Origin of the sequence: Arthrobacter oryzae (assembly GCF_003634095.1) — a bacterium.
GTDB lineage: Bacteria > Actinomycetota > Actinomycetes > Actinomycetales > Micrococcaceae > Arthrobacter > Arthrobacter oryzae.
In genome coordinates this window covers 470,099-488,692 of the sequence record NZ_RBIR01000001.1, presented here as the reverse complement: position 1 = coordinate 488,692, position 18,594 = coordinate 470,099, and the positions used below count along the sequence as shown (strand labels likewise).

The following is an 18,594-nucleotide window of genomic DNA, read 5'->3' as shown; positions in this document are numbered from 1 at the left end:
ACGCCCGCAGCCCTATCGGCCACGCCTGAAAGTCTGGCCGAGGTGTGTGTTTCCCGCTGCGTCATGCTGTCCTTTTTTGGCTTCTGGCTTCCGGACCGGATTCTGGATTCCGACGGCGGAGACTATGCCCCCGAGGATAAGCAACACCGCCGTCGAGGCCACCACCCGGTGAAATCCCCCCAAATCAAGTTGGCCGGCCACGACGAGGCCCACCAGCGCGATGCCTATCAGTCCGGCAACCCTGCTGACGGCGTTGTTCACTGCCGAGCCGATGCCGGCCTGCCGTTCGGAAACCGACCCGAGAATGGCGGCAGTGAGCGGCGCGACGGTCGCCGAAAGCCCGAGCGCGAACAGCAGGATCCCGGGCAGTAGCTGGGTCCAATAGTTGACCGGTAATTCAGCCCCGAGCATCAGGAGGTAGCCGCCACCGGCCAGCGCGGGACCGAGCGCCATGAACCAGCGGGGCCCGAACCGTCCGGCCAGCGAACCAAACCACGAGGAAAGGAGGATGCTGACGATGCTGACGGGAAGCAACGCCAGTGCCGCCAGGGTCGCCGGAAAACCCGCAACCTGCTGCAGGAAGAGCACCACAATGAATCCCCCGGTGGACAGCGCTGCGTAAATAAGTGCTGTAGCCACATTGCCGACCGAAAAGTTCCGGACATTAAAAAGGCTGAGCGGGAGCAGCGGCTGCTGAGCGGTCCGTTCCCGCCAAATGAATCCGGCAAGGCACAGAATACCGAGGATAAGGGGCGCCATGATGGGCGGGCTCCCCCAGCCATAGTTCCCTTGTTCGATCAGCGCGAAGACCGGCCCCGCCAACCCCAAGACGCAAAGCACGGCGCCCGGGTAGTCGATCCGCACCCCCACCTGGCGCACGTCCTTGGCCCGCAAGGTGCCCAGCAGATACAGGGTCACGGCAATGGGCAGGACGTTGATTCCGAATACCCAACGCCAGCCCACAGAATCGACAAGCACCCCGCCGAGCAACGGTCCTGCGATGAAGGCCACTGTGGTTCCAGCGGTCCACTGCCCGATCGCTTTTGCCCGCGGCGCCCCGTCGAAGTGTGACGTGATCAGGGCGAGGGAGCTGGGCACCAGCAAAGCGCCCGCGGCGCCCTGAAGGGCCCGCGCCAGGATCAGCACCTCCACCGTCGGCGCCAGCGCACACATGACGGACGTCGCGCCGAATCCGATCAGGCCTGCGCGGAGAACCACAACGCGTCCCAGCAAATCAGAGAGCGAACCGGCAACCAGGATCAGTGAGCCCAGGGTGATCAGGTAGGCATCGACAACCCACTGCTGTGTGGACAGGCCGCCGCCCAGTTCCCGTGAAATGGCGGGCAGCGCCACGTTAATGACGCTGCTGTCGAGGAAAGACACAAAGGACGCGAGAATCGCGATCCAGAGTACGAGTGCTTGCGTACGAGCCACCGCCGGGAGGTTCACCCTCCCAGTAAACACTAAGCGCTGGAGCTAACGCGGGCCGGAGTCCTCACAGCAACTTTTCAGGTACCCAATAGCCGGCGTTCGTGGGCGAATGCCACCAGTTGGAGCCGGCTGCGGAGTTCCAGTTTGTCCAGGACGCTGCGCAGGTGAGTTTTGATGGTTGCTTCCGAGACGAACAAACTCTCGGCCATTTCACCATTGCTGAGGCCTTTGGCCGCGAGTAGAAAGACGTCCCGCTCCCGCACGGACAGGACGCTCAGCACTGTCAAGTCCGGACCCGCAGCTGGAGCGTTGCGGGCAGCATGCTCGAAGAGGGAATGGATGGATCCTGGGGCGATGACCGAGTAGCCGGAGTGAACGGTCCGGATCGCTGCCAGGAGGAATTCCGGTTCCGCGCTTTTGAGCAAATACCCGCTCGCGCCGGCCTGCACGGCCTGGACCACGGCCTGATCACGGTTGAACGTGGTCAGCGCGATGATCTTTGGCTTGTCGGTTCCCGCCGCCGCGGCGTGCTGCACGATCCGCCGCGTCGCTTCGACGCCGTCCATGACCGGCATACGCAGGTCCATCAGCATAACGTCCGGGCGCCGCTCGATCGCCAGGGTCACGGCCTCTCCCCCGTCACCGGCCTCGCCCGAGAGTTCCAAGTCCCCCTGGCTTTCCACCAGCATGCGGATACCCGCCCGGAACAAGGGCTGGTCATCCACTAGGGCCACTGTGATGCGCGCTCCGGCATCAGCCACGGTGGTCCGCTTCCCTTGCGGCCCCAGCCAGCCCGGGAAGACCCGGCGCGGCCAGCACAGGCTGAGCTTCCGCGCCGGAATCGTCACCGAAGGCATGCCGGGCTCCGGCGCCCACTGTATCGTCGCCTGGCCGCGCTTCCCGGGTGCCGTAGGGAATGAAGACAGCCACCCGGAAGTGCTCCCCGTCCGGGCCGGCTGTCAGCCAGCCGCCGGCCAGATGGGCCCGCTCGCGCATGCCGGGAAGTCCCCTCCCGACCCGGGACGAGGCCGGCATCCCAGCGCCGTCGTTGCCGGCTTGGGCGACGCCAGAAGCCACGTGCAGTGTCAGGCCCGGGCCGCTCCAGTCAAAATGGAGCCGCACATCGGTGCCGCGCCCGCCATGTTTGAGGGCATTGGTCAGACATTCCTGAACGATCCGGAAGACCGCCATCTCCTGTCCCGTGGAGAGCTCCACCGGCTCCCCGGACTCGGAGGGGTGGATCTTCAAACTGCCGCGCTGCATGCCTTCGATGAGTGCCGGAATGTCGCTCAGCCGCGGCTGGGGCGTCACCAGGCCGTCATCGCGGACACCCTCGATCACGCGTTGGGCGTCCCCGAGAGCGCTGCGCGCTGACCGCGCGATGGTGTCAAGGGCATTCAGGACAGCCTGGGGCTGGTCCGTGCTGAGATAGCGGGTCCCGTCCGCCTGGGCGGCGATGACAGCCAGTGAATGGGCGAGGACGTCGTGCAGGTCCCGCGCGATGCGTGTCCGTTCCTGCTCCACGATCAGGTCGATCTCGGTTTCCTTCAGGCTGCTCTGCGCCAATTCACGGGCCCGGAACAGACTGCCCCGTTCCTGAAACAGCGCCAGCAGAAGTCCGACGGCGGCGCAGGACCCGGCGATCAGCAGGAGGAGCGCAAACAGTTGCCAGCCATAGTCCTGCAGCATCCACCGGTCGCCGGCATAGGCAGGGCGGTACCAACCGACGCCGTTGCCGTATCGCCACGAGAGCATCAGGAAAGTCATGATGGCAGCGGCGGCCACATTCGCGCCCACTGCGATGTACCGCAGCCGTGGCGGGGCGGTCCACAATATGAAGCCAAGGGCGACAAAGGAGCCCAGGTAGATGGCCCAGTGGTTGGAATACATCGGCGGAAGGGCATGACTTAACTGTCCGGCGAGGAGCGCCGCCGTGAACCCGAGGGACACCAGCGGCTTCCACGAAGCCGTGGCAACAGCCAATGTCATCAAGGCCAGCGGCCAGTTCCCGGACCACGTCAGCCAGGATCCTCCCATTCTGCCGGCCTCGGCGATGCACCATAGAGAGAAGAAGACGACGGCCGCCGCGGGGGCGCCCCAACACCGCGCAAATTTCAGAACTGGTTCCATGCCAGTCACCATATCCACGGCAATCACCCCGCCCTCCGCATATCACGGCAATCTCCACCCAAAAGGCAGATAATTCATTCTTTGAGCCAGTTTTGCGCCGGTCTCAGTGCCCCCGTCTGGTTCGATGAGTGAATGGAACTTTCGCAACGGAACTTGTCCGCTCGGAAGCTGAGGGCGGGCGATCGGGTCGCGGTCCTCTCCCCCTCGTTCGCGGCGCCCGGATTGGCCCCGGCCGTGCACGAGCAGGCGATGCGGCGGCTAACAGCCGCCACAGGCCTGATCCCGGTGGAGTTCCCGACGACTCGCAAGCTCGGATCCAGTCCCGAGGAACGGGCGGCGGACATCAATGCGGCATTTGCCGATCCCGGCATCCGGGCGATTCTCGCCACCATCGGAGGCGACGACCAGATCACCGTCGTACCGCATCTGGACGAGTCGGCGGCGGTTGCCAATCCCAAGATCTTCATCGGCTACAGCGACAACACCAACGTGCTCAACTGGCTGTGGTCACTTGGGATACCCGCGTATTACGGCGGGTCAACCCAAGTCCATCTCGGCGCCGGGCCGGGCGCCGACGACGTCCACCTCGCTTCCCTGCGGGCCGCGCTGCTCACTGGAGGCCAGCTCCAGATCACCGACCCCGGGGAGTCGGAGGACTTCGGCCCGGATTGGCTGGACCCCCGGGCACTCGTGGAATACGGCGACCGCGGGCCCACCGAGCCCTGGGCGTGGACAGGCCCGGAACGCGCGGTCTCCGGCCACACGTGGGGCGGCTGCGTCGAAGTCATTGACCAGCTCGCCCTCGCCGACAGGCTCCCCCCGCCGACGCGCTCCGGGGCGCAATCCTGATCCTCGAAACCAGCGAACTGCTGGCTCCGGCAGACTGGGTCAAGCGATGGGTTCGAGCGCTCGGCGAGCGGGGTGTCCTTGAGGCGGTCGCCGGCGTGATGGTCGCCAGGCCTCCCGTCAGCATCCACGGGCAGGTTCCGCCTGCCGCCGAACGGGCCCGGCTGCGCGCGGCGCAGCGAGATGTGGTCAGCACCGAAATCGCACACTACAACCCGGACGCCGTCGTTTGCATCGGGGTCCCGTTCGGACACACCCGGCCGCAGTGGATCCTCCCCTACGGCGGTTCAATCCAACTCGACGGCGCTGCTAAGACGGTTACCGCCAGCTATGCCTGATTGGGCCCGGCGGAGTCCGCACCGGGGGACCGCCCGGGGCATTCGCAGGGATGGCGTCGGAACGCCTAGCATCGCTACATGACACAGGCTGCACTTCCCGCCGCTGCCCGCGGCCGGCTTCTCGACCGGTTCGGCCCCGCCGCTGCGGCCTGGATCGACGACGTCGGGCCGACCGTTGGAGCGCTGTGTCAGGAGTGGGGGCTGGACCCACGCAGTGTCCACGCGGGCGGGACGGGCGCCGTTGTCGAGTGCGTGTCGATCACGGACGGATCGCGGTACGCGCTCAAGCTCTCACCCGACCCAACGATCACAAAACAGGAGGCGGCCGCGCTGAGGTACTGGGCGGACGCCCCCGCCGTCGTTAACCTGGTCAACGCGGACGCCACCGGCGGCGCGATCCTGCTCGAATGGCTCCCCGACGCCGCCGGGCTGGCAGATGCTGCATGGGGCATCGCGGATGTTGCCGGCATCATCGGCGACCTCTACCTGCCGCGCGGGACACCGCCCGCCGATGTTCCCGCTGCCCGTGAACGGCTGGAGTTCGTGTTCGAGTTGTGGGACCGCCGTCGACACGCCCTCCCGAACCCACCAGTCGGCGATGCCGTCTGGCGCCGGTCTCGCGAGGCTGCGTTGGATATGGCAAATGAAGGAGCAACGCTTCTTCACGGTGATCTTCACCCCGGCAACATTCTGCGGGTCGGCGACCGGCGCAGGACGGTCACGATCGATCCTCGCCCGTGCATTGGCGATCCAGCGATGGACCTCACCGATTTGGCCATGTCCGGGGCGGACAGCGAAGCGGCCATTCGCAGCCGATGCCGGCAACTCGCTGATTTCGCCGAACCGATCGACGCCGACCGGCTGTGGCTCTGGTGCCGCAACTTCGCCCCGATCATGGCAGTCTCACTCGCCCGCCGCACCGCGAAGACCGCGGAGGTGACGCTTATGCGCCACCTCGCCGGCATCCGCTAAGCGAGCACCAAGCACGCATCAGCGGATCAGCGGATCGGCGGCACGCTAGGCTCGACGCCTACGAGATGATTGGGGGCACCGTGGGCATCTCTGCCACCGGCGATTCGGCAACGGAGCCAAAGCTTCGCCGGTATCCGGCATTTGTCAGATTCTGGTTGGCCTCGACCGTGTCCGATTTCGGCACCTACATAACCACTTTGGCATTGTCTTTCCTGATTCTGGTGTCGATGAACGGCACGCCGCTGGACCAAGGGCTGGTCAATGCGGCGAGATGGACCCCGTATTTGCTCTTCGGCCTGGTTGCCGGAGTCTGGATTGACCGGTTGCCCCGCCGAACGGTGCTCATTGGCGGAGACGTCGGCCGGGGCCTGATCCTTGCGGGCGTGTGCGTGACAGCGGCGACGGGGACCATCTCGGTTACGGCTTTAGTCATCCTGATGTTCGCCTTTGGAACCCTCGCACTGACCAGTGACGCGGCGTACCAGAGCTTCCTCCCCCAGCTGGTCCCCAGATCCTTGCTGACCAAGGCGAACGCCCGGCTCCAGCAAAGCGATACCGTGGCCCAAACCACGGGAAGCGCCGTAGCCGGCGGTCTTGTCGCACTGGTGAGCGCCCCTGGGGCGCTTCTTGTGGATGCCGTCTCGTATTTCTTCTCGGCAGGGGTTCTCCTCAGCTTGAAAGGGCCATCCGGTCAGGCGCCAGTTCGAAGCAAGCAACGATTTCACCGCAAGGTCGCGGAGGGTCTGCGGTGGGTTTACGGCCATTCCCATCTGGCGCCTTTGGCGTGGAGTACCCACATATGGTTCATCGGTTCGGCCATCCTCGGGGCCGTCTTGCCGACGGTGATTTTGAACGACCTCGGGTTGGGCTCCTTGGGTTTGGGTTTGGTGATGGGATGTTCCGGGATCGGGGCCGTGGTGGGAACCACCCTGTCCACCCGGCTGGGGCACCGATGGGGTACGGGCACCGCCATGGTTGCGGCACGTCTGGCCCAGCCCTTTGCTGTCGCTCTGGTGGCGGTGGCGCCCCTCGCCGCCGGCGGGCAACACGCGGGAGACACCTACGGCGCTCCCCTGTACTGGCCCGGAGAGTTGTGGGCTGCGTTTGCCCTGGCCGGCCTCGGGCAGCTGCTGTTCGGCATGGCCATGGGAGTCGAAGGGCCACTGGAAATGGGCTACCAGCAGGCTGTTACGCCGGACCGGCTCATAGCCCGCATGAGTGCCACGAGGCGCTCGATAAACCGGGGGATGATCGTCATCGGAGCCCCCTTAGGCGGCGTCATAGCCACTGTCGCGGGTACCGAAGCGGCGCTCTGGGCGGCCACCGTCTTCCTCCTGCTGGCCTCACTTGTGCTTCTGTTCTCGAGGTTCAGAGGCGCGCGGATCGAAGTCCAGCAACTCTCCGACGAAGAGGCACTCATTCCCTAGGCGGCGGCCACCCGCTCCGAACTGCGCCCAACGGTCTTTGGCTACCGGGCGTGCGGCCAAGTAGCGTGATGGGATGGCTGAGCATGAGCAGGCGCTGACTGGGGGTAATGCGTCCGAAAGTGTGGTGCGCGTTGGGCAGACCGTCCGGAAACCCTGGCTGAAGCACTCTTCCGCCGTGCAGAGCTATCTTGGTGCGCTCCGATCCTCCGGGGTGGATGTACCGCAGCCCCTGGGCCGGGACGACGCCGGCCGGCACGTGGTCGAATACATCGAAGGCACACTCGCGCTGGATCAGTCGCCGCTCGGGCAGGACGAACTGCAACGGGTGGGCCGGATGATTAGGCATATTCATGATGCGAGCGAAACGGTCGTGATCCCTAGCCTGTCCAGCTGGGAGATGCTGCTCCCGGCTGAGAATCCGGATCTGATGTGCCACAACGACCTCGCGCCATGGAACCTCATCATGGGAGACCGCTGGGTCTTCATCGATTGGGATGGTGCCGGGCCCAGCACCCGGCTGTGGGATCTGGCATACTCTGCGCAGTCATTCGGCCACCTGTTCGACGGGCAGCCGGTGGAAGATGCCGCTTTGAGACTGCGCGCCGTCGTGGACGGCTACGACGCCGATGACACACTCCGCAAGGCTCTCCCGGCCGCTATGGCCGACCGGACAGCCGCGATGTTCAATCTCCTGAAGTCCTCGCACACGACCGGCTTCCAGCCCTGGGCCGATATGTATGTCCATGGACACGGCGAGCACTGGCGTGCCGCCGCTCAGTACGTAGTTCGGAATCAGGCAGCCTGGGAACAAGCTCTCGTGAGGCAGGGCCCCTGATCATGCCCATCCCTCACTGACGGTGTCCGGTGAATGTAAGAGCACCAACGCCGTGTCCCACAGGTTCGCCGCGATAGCCGCCAAACACTTCATCGACGACTATGCCCGCGTCGCTGAGCATGGCACGCAGCTGGTCTTCTGAGCGGAAGCGCAACGGCCCGCACGTGACATGCGCGGTCCCGTCCGGGCCGATCTCGTGCGCACAGAAATCGATCAGGCCGCTTTGTTCATCTACGTGAGTGGTTTGGTACCAGTGGTGGCTGTCTCCTCCGGGGAGACGGACGATCTTGTGGCTGCGTTCCTTGGTCCAGGCTTCCCAGCCCCGGGCATTGGGATCGCGTGCATCGAAGGCGAGGCGGCCGCCGGGGACAAGATGTGCCGCGATGTCAGCCAGTGAGCGGGCAAGTTCGACGTCGTCGAGAATCTCCTGAACCACGTTGGAGGTCATGAGGACGACGTCGAAGCGCGCATTTGCCGGAATGGCCCGGGAGTTGCCGTATATCCACTCGACCCTGTCTGCATCAGGTTTCGCGCGGGCCGCCTCGAGGGATGGGTGGTCGGGATCAACACCCATGACGGAGCAGCCCGCTTTAGCCGCGGCGATCGTCAGTCCTCCGGTGCCGCAGCCGAGGTCAAGGACGCGGCCGCCGGGGACGGCCATGGCGAATCCCAGGAAAAAGTCGTCGCTGGGGCCCCAGCTATTGACTGCGTCATACAAGTCCGAAGCATGGTTGTCCGTCACCGTGCCCACGCTACAGAAACGAGTCGGTCCTGTCCGGCGTGCGCCGAGCCGGCAAAGCTCCCCCGGAGATCGTTGCGGTCTTGTGTCTTCCGCACCCGGAAGCAATGCCGGACACTTGGTTCAACGGTGTCGTCCGCACGCCGGGGAAGGCAGCGCCCTCATGAACGCATTGATCACCCTTGTTGCAGTGACCGGACACCAGAACAACACACCGGCCCGCATTCCTGTCCGGCCCCTGGAACCCGGCGATATCCCTGAGCTGGCCAGTCTGCACCGCGACATTTACGCCGACGCCGGTGCGCAGCAGCGCGGCCGCGATCTCGGCTGGATCGGCACCTCCCCGGACTGGGGCCGCAACCGGACAGCCGAAGCAGCGTCGCTCGTAACGTCCGGGCCCGGCGGGAAGATTACAGCCGCCATCATCATCACCGAACGTGACGGCGAAGCAGTCATCGATGAACTATTCACCCACCCGGACCACCGCCGTCAAGGCCTCGCCGAAGAACTCCTCCTGCACTGCATGCACGTCCTGCACACCCTGGGCCTCAGCACAGTGACCGTCACCGTCGACGAAAACAATTCGGCGGCGATGGCCCTCTACCTCTCCCGGGATTTCCGCCGCCTCACGGACGATGACGCCGAATACGACTACGACTGAGGCCTATACGGAACATGTGCGCCCCGCCTCCTGGCACGCGCCGGGTCCTCTTGTGCGGATCCATTTGTGCGGGTCCAGGGCTCACGCGCCGGCGAAAGTTGCGACAGGGGCAAGCAGGGGGTCCGATCCCAGCAGCACGCGGGTCGCGGCGTCCCGGATCAACCGGGTGTACTCGTCCAGCACGTCAGCCGCGACCGGAGCGTCGGGGTGCCGGATGCTGATGTGCAGCCCGTCGTGCTGGCGTGAGAGCCAAACGTGGCTGTCATCCGCCTCGGTCACACGGCCAATGGTGACCGGGTTCGACTCCGCGTGCCGATCCGCGCCCGGCATTTTCCGATAGTCCGTGAAGGAGACCATGGAAAAAAGATCCCGGCGGGTGATTCGGAACTCATTGCCCAGGAGCTCGATCATCCTCAGTGCGGGGTGATGGGCCAGCCGCACCGCCCCTTGAACGCTGAGCTGGGCCCGCTCCAGGGCCTCAGCGAAGGACTGGACCCCCTCGAGTGAGAAACTCAGCGGCGCGCACGTGATAAACCAGCCCATGGCGGGGCGCCACTGTGGCCTGCTGCGCGTATGCAGCGGGGTTACCGTACGAAATTCCTCGTTCCCGGTCATCGCCCGGACGGCTAAGGCCATACAAGCGAGCAGTCCGGCGAACACGGATCCTCCGGAATCCTTGCAGGCGGCAGCGAAGGCGTCGGTTTCCGCGGGCCGGAGAAGGCACCGGTTATAGACACGTTGCGGCCACGTCCGGCCGGCTTCGACGCCGAGATCCAGAGGGAAGGTCGGGGCCGTTCCGCCACATTTGCGCACCAGGTCCCTCCATGCCCCCACTGCCGGGTCATCAGCGGAGATCCTGGCGCCGAAGTCCCGTTCTGCCGCGCAATATTCCAGGAAGCCGCCGGTCTCCGGGAGCTCGGGCAGTGCACCCTGAAGGTGCGCCTCGTATGTCGTCTGCAGCTCCCATACCGCAAGAGCCAGGGAGTAACCGTCCGCGGCCACATGGTCCATTGCCACAAAGACCGTGGTCGACGAGTCACGGCTGATGGCACCCATGACCAGCGGAGGCCACGCAAAGGGATCGGTCCCTTCGGCAAATCGCCGGCCCAGATAGGCATGCAGCTCATCCGCGGCTGCGAATGCGACGGCTTCATCCTGGACCAGGAAAACCTCGTCCGCGGGCACCGTGAACCGTTCAACACCCGGCCCGGCGCACCGGAAGCCACCGCGCAGCGCGTCATGACGCCGTAGCCAGGATTCGAAGGCGTGGCCCAGAGCATCAGCCCGGAAAGCCCCTTCCAGTTCAAAAGAGGCACCCACCCACGGGTTGCCAGGCAGGCCCGCGACCTGCGCGGCACGGGCCGAGCTCAAGTGCAGCTCCTGGTTGTAGGACAAGGGTTCCGGCCCGGCCGGAACGGATTCGGCTGCGGCCGACGTCTGCGGCCCGACCCTCCACTCCATCAACAACCCAAGGGCAGGACGAAAATCATCAAAAGAAATCGGCTTCACTGCAGTCCTCACGTCGGTCATTTGCCGCTGCGGCCCCAGCCTGCCAGCGAACGGAACACACGAGAAACTACTGCCGGGTAATGTCCGGGCGGGGTTCGGACTCCGGCCGGAGAATGAACGTCCCATGAACCCATGAAAGGACCCCAGTACCGTGCCCGCATGCCCTTGAGGCTCGGCGGAAAACCCGGGGGTCTGCAAGCCGGTCACCTGGCGGCCCGTGGTCCCAGCCGCCGGCACGTCGCCACGTGCCGGCTCCACAGATCCATCAGGTTAGTGGCACTCGGGTGACAGGCGTGGTTCCGATGCCTGTGTGGGCACGCTGGACTAGAAGGTGGAAGCCGGCCGTGAACGCCGTCGCCACGCCAGATGCCTCTGGATCTCGAAGAGATGCGGAGCGGAGAACGCCGACCAAAAGCGCCTCTGTCCGAATGGGCCTGCTCCTATTCGAAACAAACCGCGTTCCACTCGAGGATTCGGGGGTCGGCGAGTCCTTCGGTGGCGAAGGGGTCACCGGCGATAAAACGCTCGGCATCCTCGCGCGACGTGAATATCCCCATCGACCCGGCGGAAGGATCCGGGGTCTGGAACGGGCCCAGCGCTACGAGGCCGCCGCCGGAGGCGCGGAAGGCCTCGTAGTAATCCTTGTGGCGGGGGTACGTCTGGAGAAGGCGTGAGCGGTCGACGCCCTCGCGAAGGCTGTACAACACGACGAATTCCATGTGACAGATTCTACCGATGAGCGTTGCAAGCACGCGGGGCCCGGCTCACCCGTTCTTCATCCCGGTCCTCACCTCATCCGGGCCTTCGTCACCGGTGAAACTGCGGGCAGAGCTCGGCAATCAAAGTCCGGCCGAAAGGCTGAAACTGAGGGAACCCGTCAAGCGTGCTGATGATTTGCTGCTTCCTGCTGTTACGGTTAGGGCAGATCGAGCATTCGCTCGTCGACAAGGGCAAACCGCGCGCGAGTCCGGTACGCAAAGCTACGGGGCCCCAGTGGTCGGCCGGGCCGCCGATCAGCAAGGGTCCCGATTATGCTTTCAATCTCTCCTAGGCACACCCATATCCAAGACGCATCCAGTGACGGATCCCGTATGCGCGGTCCCCGGGAACGACGTCGCACCGCAGCCGGCGCCGCCATCGGCGCGGCTGCACTGCTGGCTGTGGCAGTAGCCGGGCAGTCCCCGGCTTACGCCGCCGACGCCCCGGTGGGATTGGGGACGGCGGCTGCGTACTCTGTCCTGGGGGGAACAACAGTTACCAACACAGGACCCACGACGCTGGGCGGAGAGCTCGGAGTGAACCCGGGCAGTGCGATCACCGGCTTTCGGCCCGGCATCGCGGCCGGTGCCATCCATCGGGGCGACGCCCAGGCCCTGCAGGCCCAGTCCGATCTGACCACTGCTTACAACGACGCGGCCGGCCGCGCGGCGACCGCAAGCGTGGCCGGTGACCTCGTCGGGAAGACTCTGACTCCGGGCGTATACAAATCCTCCGGTCCGCTGGCCGTCAGTGGCGCCCTGACCCTCAACGGACAAGGGAACCCCAACTCGGTGTTCATCTTCCAGGTCGCCTCAACCCTGACGACCGCCTCGGCCAGCCACATTGTCCTGACCAACAGCGCCCAGGCCTGCAACGTCTACTGGCAGGTTGCCAGCTCCGCAACCCTCGGCACGGCGTCGACCTTCAAGGGGAATATTCTTGCCCTGACCTCAATCACCGCGACGACCGGCACCACCGTCCAAGGAAGGGCGCTCGCCCGGAACGGGCAAGTATCGCTGGACACCAACGTCTTCACGATGCCCGGGTGTGTCACGGCGTCAGCGTCAGCCGCCGGAGCCGCCGCCACGACTGCGACAGCACCGCCGGCCGTCACCCCCCGAACCGTGTCCGGCCGTGGGCTGAATATCGATACGGCCGCGGAGGCCCCTAATGCCGGGCCGGCAATCGGCACGGCCGCTGTGGCGACGGGCCTGATCGGGGCTTGGATGCTGACCCGGAGAAAGCGTCCGTTCCAGCGGAACAAATGAGACGCGGAGACCCGCTTTTGGCCATCCCCAATGCTGCCACGGGAGCGCCCCGGCGTGGATGATCAGATCACGGCCGAGGGTGCGCCCGCCAGGCCACCTGCCCGTCGCCGGCCGCGAGTCAGGCTCATATCCGGCGGCGCCCTGATCGCCGTCTCACTGGGCGTTATGTTCAGTCTCACGGCAACACCTGCCACGCCTCCGCCCGCGCACGCACCCGGCGCCGCGGCGACAACGCCAGCACCTGTCCATGCCCGGCCCACCTCCATGCCGGCCACGCCCGCGCCCCAAGGCTCCCCTCCGCTGCACATCACGTACGCCGATGTCGGCATGGACCAGGGCGTCCTGCCCCTGACACCGCCAGTCCAAGGGCCTGCCTCAATCGTTCCGCCCATGACACTGGACGCCTACTGGCTGACCCCTTTCGGCAGCCCGGGCTCTGCCGACACCACATATATCATCGGCCACAGCTGGGAAGGCCGGGACTCCGCCTTCAACCACCTGAGCAGCCAGGCGAAACCCGGAGGCCGGATCGTCGTCACGACAAAATCCGGACCTGCGACATACACCGTCAAAGCCGTTTCCACTGAAAACAAGAACACGCTCAAAGACAGCCCCATTTGGAACAAGGTCCCCAACAGGCTCATCCTGATCAGCTGCTACACCGCAGACCTCTGGGGAACGAACATCGTCATCACCGCGGACCGGACACCGACTCCCTGACAGCGGACTGCGGATCCGTGACAGCATGGTGATATGACCCCCGCTCACGGTTTTTCCGGCTTCGTCCGGCGTCCCCAGCCCATCACGCCCAAGGCCGGTCAGGAATCGGTGTGGGACTACCCGCGGCCGCCGAGGGTGGAGCCGCGACCGGACGGGGTCGTCGTGCGGCTTGGCGGCCAGGTCATTGCCGACACCACCGATGCGGTCCGCGTCCTGGAGACGAGTCATCCCCCGGTCTACTACTTGCCTTTGGAGGCATTCCCTGAAGGTGTCCTTGTCCCGGTCGAGGGCACCAGCTTCTGCGAGTTCAAGGGAGAGGCGCACTACTTCGACGTCGTTGCCGGCGGAGTCGTCGTTCCCCGCGCCGGCTGGACCTACCCGGACCCCGCCCGGGGTTTCGAGGCGCTCAGCACTCGAGCTGCTCTGTACCCGGCGCACATGGACTCCTGTGAGGTCAACGGCGAGCAGGTGACCTTCCAGGAAGGTGACTTCTACGGCGGATGGATCACCGCGCAAATCGTTGGCCCGTTCAAGGGTGGCCCGGGCACTACCGGGTGGTGAGCTGATCGCTCTAGCGCGCCGGCAGGGCGGGTTCGGATCCTTGCCGTCAGCCGTGGTCAGTGCTTTCTTGCGCTCGGTCGAGGCGGAGCAAATGCCATTGCCACGGGTCAATCCTGACGAACAGCCCGTCGACGAGATCGTCACCGGCGCGGTCGAAACTCATGTCCCGGGTCGGGTCGGTCAGCTGCCACCGGTGACCGCGCAGTTCCGGCCACGGAACGCTCACCCGGCCTGTTGCGGGTGCATCACTGAGATTCACCACGATCAGCCACCGGGTGGCACCGTCCCAGCTCCACGCGACGAGGTTATCGGAGCTGTTGTCCCCCGGCCACCCCGACCGTTCGCACAACTGCCAGTGGCCCTCCCGAAAGGTTAGGTCGGCGAGAGCCGCCAGGAGCCGGCGATAGAATTCCGCGAGCTGGTCATCGGCCGGCTCGGCGGGGAAACGGCCGAGGAACACCGGGAGGCGCACCCGCCACCCCATCAGCTGGCCGTGGTGAATCAGCCGCGCACCGGTCTGGGTCAGGGCCGCCACCGCCGCTACCTTTGTTCGGGCGGCTCCGAACGAGGCCGCGGCACGAGGCTCGTCGTGATTCTCCACGAAACGAACAAGGGCGTTCTGATATGCGGGCTCCGCCAGCAGGTGCAGCCGCACCTGCTCCGCACTGCCGCTGACAAGACGGTCATACAAACGCTTGTCGTAGCAGTAGTCGAAGCCCTGCTGCATCAGGGACCATTCAAGATCCCAGTACGCCTCCGCGAGGAACACAAAACCGGGATGGGTTTCACGGACGGCAGTGATCACTGTTGGCCAGTACTCCGTGCCCGGAGCCGGTCCGACGCGAGCACCCCAGGTGCGGGCGAAGACATCGTTCATGACCAGCATGGCCATGTCGCAACGCACCCCGTCGCATTGATCTGCAATGGTCCTCAGGGTCTCCACGGCCGCCGACCTCAGCGCGGGGTCGAAGGCATTGAGCTGAACGACATCCGGCCACGCCGGAAAGTAGGGGTCCCGCCCGTTGGCTAGCACCCGGCCGCCTACCTCGACGAAGGACGTCGGATCCAGGTTACGATCCGCCGCGGTTCCCGCCACGAAGAGCCCGGGCGCCTCCGTGGTCCACGGATGGTCCGGTGCGACGTGGTTGGGCACGAAGTCCAGAATTAACCGGACGCCTCGCACCGCCAGCGCCGCCCGGGCGGCGGAAAGACCCGCGGGCCCACCCAGGCGGTCGTCGACCACGTAGTCCCGCACGCAGTATGGGGACCCGACGACGTCCTCTTCACGCCAATCGGGAAGAGCGGCCTGGAAATCGGCCCGCAGGGATGGGTTTGCCAATGCGATCGCAATTCCGGCGGGGCTGCGGCGCCAGACGCCCATCAACCAGACCGAATCAAAGCCCCGGCCGGCAATCTCGTCCCAGTGCCGTTGCGGGACGGAGCCCAAATCAATGGGTCTGCCTTCTTCCCCGCTGATTGATTCGAGCCATGCCCACGTGTTGATCTCGTAGATAAAGGGGTGGGCCGCCGGTGGCGTCAGGCCCGGTGGTCGCTCCGGCACTACCATCCCGTTCATCACTGCTCGCTCTCCGATCGTGACTCGCCTGAGCCGGACAACTCTCGCTCAGTCTTGCTGGCCAGGGGTTCCCGGTTCTTCTTCCGGCGCTCCTGTCGTGGCCTCGGGCTCCTGAATGTCCCCGAACACCATCCGGTGGCTTCGGTGCGGTGGGTCCAGGAGGAGGTCCGCGACCAGAGCGGTCCACCCGGTCTGGTGCATGGCGCCGAGTCCGGCGCCGTTGTCGCCGTTGAAGTATTCGTAGAAGAGCAGGTTGTCCTTCCACGCGGGATCGTTCTGCAAGAGGTCGACGGCACCGTAGACCGGCCTGCGTCCGTCCGGCCCGGGGACCCAGATGCTCACCAGCCGATCGGCGAGGTCCCCGGCGATCTCTCGCAGGGTCAGGTGGTGACCGGAGCCGGTGGGGTATTCGACGGTGAAGTCCGGACCGAAGAACTGGTCGTACTGCAGCAGGGCCCGGATGATGAGGTAGTTGACAGGCAACCACACCGGTCCCCGCCAGTTGGAATTGCCGCCGTACATCGCCGTCCGCGATTCGGCCGGTTCGTACTGGATGGCCGCGGTGGGCAGCCCCGGAACCGTGTAGGGGGTGTTGTGCCGTTTGGACAGCGATCGCAGGCCGTGGGGAGACAGGAACGCCTCCTCGTCGAACAAGGTGCCGAACAGCCGAACAAGTTTATCCACCGGGACGACCGACATCAGCGTCCGCCGGGAATCCCCCGTGCCACGCACCTGCCAATCAAGGATCTCGTGACGATCGGTCTGTTCCAGCCGGCGGGCGAACCGCTTCCGCAGGCGGCGGATCCGTTCCGTGTTCTGGGTGGGGAGCGCGACGGCGGGCAGTGCGGGGATCAACCCGACGAGCGTCTGGACCTTGATCGAGACGCTATTCCCGGAAGGGTCGGTGAGCCGGTCGTAGAAGAAGCCGTCCTCGGTGTCGTAGCATCCGGAATCCTCCAGCGCGTCCATGATCAGGACGGCTTGTTCCAGGAATTTCACGACCATATCGTCATAGACGACGTCGTACTCGGCGAGTTTGGTAGCCAGGGTCAGCATAGCCACCGAGTAGTAGGCCATCCACGCGGTACCGTCCGCCTGGTCCAGCTTGAAGCCGGGCGGGAGGTGGGACCGGTCGATTGGACTGATGTTGTCCAAACCCAAAAAGCCGCCGCCGAAGAGGTTGTTCCCGTCGGGGTCCTGCCGGTTGAGCCACCACGTGAAATTCAGCAGCAGCTTGTGGAACACCCGTTTCAGGAATTCGACGTCGGTGCCGCCGTCGATGACGAAAACCCGGATGGCGGCCAGTGCATGGACCGGTGGATTGACGTCGTCGAAGCTCCATTCGTAGGACGGGAGCGCCCCGTTGGGATGCTGGAACCACTCCCGTAGCAGCACCAACAGCTGGTATTTGGCGAACGCGGGATCCAGGTGCGCCCACGTGATGGAGTGAAATGCCAGATCCCAGGCCGCGAACCACGGGTACTCCCAGGGGTCGGGCATGGCAAGCACGTCGAACGAGTCCAGGTGCCGCCAGCCCGTGTTCCGGCCGTTGCGATGCCCGGCCGGTGGCGGCGGCTGGTTGGGGTCCCCGTCCAACCACACGTTGACCCGGTACGGGTACATTTGCTTGCTCCAGACCAGCCCCGCGCAGGACTGGCGCATCACCTGCATGGGCACGGCACCGATCTCTTTGGGGGCGATCGCCGCGTAGAACTCGTCCGCTTCCCGCTCCCGCGCTGCCATGACGTCATCGAAGTAGGAGCCGGACCAGCCGGCGGTGGGCGGGGTCCGGTCAGGGGACGGCCGGTGCAGCCTCAGCCGCAGCTCGACCTGTCCTCCGCCCGGCACGGTCACCTGGTACCACCAGGATGCCTTGGTGCCCCGGTTTTGCGGATTTACGGTGTCCGCGCCGGAGACCACATGATCGTTGATGCCGTCCTTCGGATAGGCCGTGACCGGAGCTGCGCCGAACAGTCGGGCCGTGTTCGTCTCGTTGTCACAGAACAACGCCTCCGGCCGCACGCCCTCCCTGGTGGGAGCGGCATCGAGCCGGTAGCCGGCCAGTCGCGGGTGTTCTACCGCGACACCGTCCCCGTCCAGGACCAACGACGGCGCCTCTTCGCCCGTAACCCGCCATGTGTTCCGGAACCACAGGGTCGGCAATACTGAAATCGCCGCTTCCTCGGATGAATGGTTTTCGATGGTGATCCGGGCCAGTACCTCGGTCGGCGAGGCCTTCGCGTACGCGACATCGACCGACCAGTACCGGCCGCCGTCGAACACACCGGTATCCAGCAGCTCGAACTCGGGTTCGTCCCGGGAGCGACGGGCGTTTTCCTCGACCAGCTGCTGATAGGGAAACGCCGCCTGGGGGTAGTGATACCGCCACCGCAGCCACGCATGGCTGGGCAGCGCATCCGGGTACCACCAGTATTCCTTGACGTCTTCCCCGTGATTGCCCTGCGGACCGGTCAGCCCGAACATCCGTTCCTTCAGGATTGGGTCGGCCCCGTTCCACAGGGCCAAGCCCAGGCAGAGATCATGGTGAATATCGGACAGTCCCGCCATGCCGTCCTCGTTCCACCGGAACGCACGGGACCGGGCGTGATCGTGCGGAAAGTACTCCCAGGCGTCGCCGCTGTCGCTGTAGTCCTCCCGAACCGTGCCCCAGGCCCGCTCCGACAGGTACGGTCCCCACTCGTACCAGGGATTCGCCTCGAACAGGACATCCTCCGCCGCGCCCGTGGCCTCGGCCAGCCGGGCATGTTCCGCCGTCAGGGCGGGAGGCGCCCCCGGCGGCATCGTATCGTCGGTCATGACGT

Annotated in this window: 15 protein-coding genes, 1 pseudogene and 1 riboswitch; of the genes and pseudogenes, 8 read left to right on the top strand and 8 right to left on the bottom strand. The window is 65.5% G+C overall.

The annotated features are described in order from the left end of the window. Positions 1-12 precede the first annotated feature (12 nt). The 3 genes from C8D78_RS02320 to C8D78_RS02310 form a co-directional block, all read right to left on the bottom strand. Positions 13-1,434, bottom strand: a complete 1,422-nt coding sequence (locus tag C8D78_RS02320) for an MFS transporter (RefSeq protein WP_120950662.1) — start codon at positions 1,432-1,434, stop codon at positions 13-15. Positions 1,435-1,508: 74 nt separating this feature from the next. Beyond that, on the bottom strand, positions 1,509-2,192 hold the full coding sequence (locus C8D78_RS02315) for a response regulator (protein WP_244208202.1): 684 nt from the start codon (positions 2,190-2,192) through the stop codon (positions 1,509-1,511). Then, complete coding sequence (locus C8D78_RS02310) at positions 2,185-3,561, bottom strand: sensor histidine kinase (protein ID WP_120950661.1); 1,377 nt, start codon at positions 3,559-3,561, stop codon at positions 2,185-2,187. The genes C8D78_RS02315 and C8D78_RS02310 overlap by 8 nt, the downstream gene beginning before the upstream one ends. A 132-nt stretch (positions 3,562-3,693) precedes the next feature. Here C8D78_RS02310 and C8D78_RS02305 point away from each other — a divergent pair. The 4 genes and pseudogenes from C8D78_RS02305 to C8D78_RS02290 all read left to right on the top strand — a co-directional run bounded on the left by C8D78_RS02305 (position 3,694) and on the right by C8D78_RS02290 (position 7,979). Next, a pseudogene (locus tag C8D78_RS02305) lies at positions 3,694-4,745 on the top strand (S66 family peptidase). Positions 4,746-4,823: 78 nt separating this feature from the next. After that, positions 4,824-5,717: an aminoglycoside phosphotransferase family protein gene (locus C8D78_RS02300; protein ID WP_120950247.1), complete on the top strand. Its 894-nt coding sequence runs from the start codon at positions 4,824-4,826 to the stop codon at positions 5,715-5,717. Between the two features lie 80 nt (positions 5,718-5,797). Continuing rightward, positions 5,798-7,144 (top strand): MFS transporter, encoded by a 1,347-nt coding sequence (locus C8D78_RS02295; protein WP_244208201.1) that lies wholly within the window; start codon positions 5,798-5,800, stop codon positions 7,142-7,144. 73 nt (positions 7,145-7,217) lie between these two features. Next, entirely contained in the window at positions 7,218-7,979 is a 762-nt protein-coding gene (locus tag C8D78_RS02290) for a phosphotransferase (RefSeq protein WP_120950245.1), read from the top strand. A 13-nt stretch (positions 7,980-7,992) separates the two neighbouring features. On the opposite strand, the gene C8D78_RS02285 is transcribed toward C8D78_RS02290, so the two are convergent. Beyond that, positions 7,993-8,721: a class I SAM-dependent methyltransferase gene (locus C8D78_RS02285; RefSeq protein ID WP_167467833.1), complete on the bottom strand. Its 729-nt coding sequence runs from the start codon at positions 8,719-8,721 to the stop codon at positions 7,993-7,995. Between the two features lie 160 nt (positions 8,722-8,881). Between C8D78_RS02285 and C8D78_RS19640 the strand changes: the two genes are divergently transcribed. Further along, positions 8,882-9,379, top strand: a complete 498-nt coding sequence (locus C8D78_RS19640) for a GNAT family N-acetyltransferase (protein ID WP_167467832.1) — start codon at positions 8,882-8,884, stop codon at positions 9,377-9,379. A gap of 81 nt (positions 9,380-9,460) precedes the next feature. Here the strand turns inward: C8D78_RS19640 and C8D78_RS02275 are convergent, their stop codons facing one another. Next, positions 9,461-10,840, bottom strand: a complete 1,380-nt coding sequence (locus C8D78_RS02275; RefSeq protein ID WP_167467831.1) for a condensation domain-containing protein — start codon at positions 10,838-10,840, stop codon at positions 9,461-9,463. 488 nt (positions 10,841-11,328) lie between these two features. Further along, the gene (locus C8D78_RS02270; RefSeq protein WP_120950241.1) at positions 11,329-11,607 is read right to left on the bottom strand and encodes a YciI family protein; all 279 of its coding nucleotides are present in this window, start codon (positions 11,605-11,607) and stop codon (positions 11,329-11,331) included. A 220-nt stretch (positions 11,608-11,827) separates the two neighbouring features. Continuing rightward, a riboswitch (cyclic di-GMP riboswitch) is annotated at positions 11,828-11,902 on the top strand. A gap of 77 nt (positions 11,903-11,979) precedes the next feature. Here C8D78_RS02270 and C8D78_RS02265 point away from each other — a divergent pair. The 3 genes from C8D78_RS02265 to C8D78_RS02255 are packed head-to-tail and all read left to right on the top strand — an operon-like array spanning position 11,980 to position 14,196. Further along, a complete protein-coding gene (locus tag C8D78_RS02265) occupies positions 11,980-12,915 on the top strand; it encodes an ice-binding family protein (RefSeq protein ID WP_120950240.1) in 936 nt (311 codons plus the stop codon). 54 nt (positions 12,916-12,969) lie between these two features. Next, complete coding sequence (locus C8D78_RS02260) at positions 12,970-13,635, top strand: class F sortase (protein ID WP_244208200.1); 666 nt, start codon at positions 12,970-12,972, stop codon at positions 13,633-13,635. A gap of 33 nt (positions 13,636-13,668) precedes the next feature. Beyond that, a complete protein-coding gene (locus C8D78_RS02255) occupies positions 13,669-14,196 on the top strand; it encodes a DUF427 domain-containing protein (RefSeq protein ID WP_120950238.1) in 528 nt (175 codons plus the stop codon). A gap of 46 nt (positions 14,197-14,242) precedes the next feature. On the opposite strand, the gene C8D78_RS02250 is transcribed toward C8D78_RS02255, so the two are convergent. Together C8D78_RS02250 and C8D78_RS02245 are read right to left on the bottom strand one after the other, a co-directional pair. Next, entirely contained in the window at positions 14,243-15,772 is a 1,530-nt protein-coding gene (locus C8D78_RS02250; protein WP_208641846.1) for an alpha-amylase family glycosyl hydrolase, read from the bottom strand. A gap of 48 nt (positions 15,773-15,820) precedes the next feature. Next, entirely contained in the window at positions 15,821-18,589 is a 2,769-nt protein-coding gene (locus C8D78_RS02245; protein ID WP_244208199.1) for an MGH1-like glycoside hydrolase domain-containing protein, read from the bottom strand. Between the last annotated feature and the right edge of the window lie 5 nt (positions 18,590-18,594).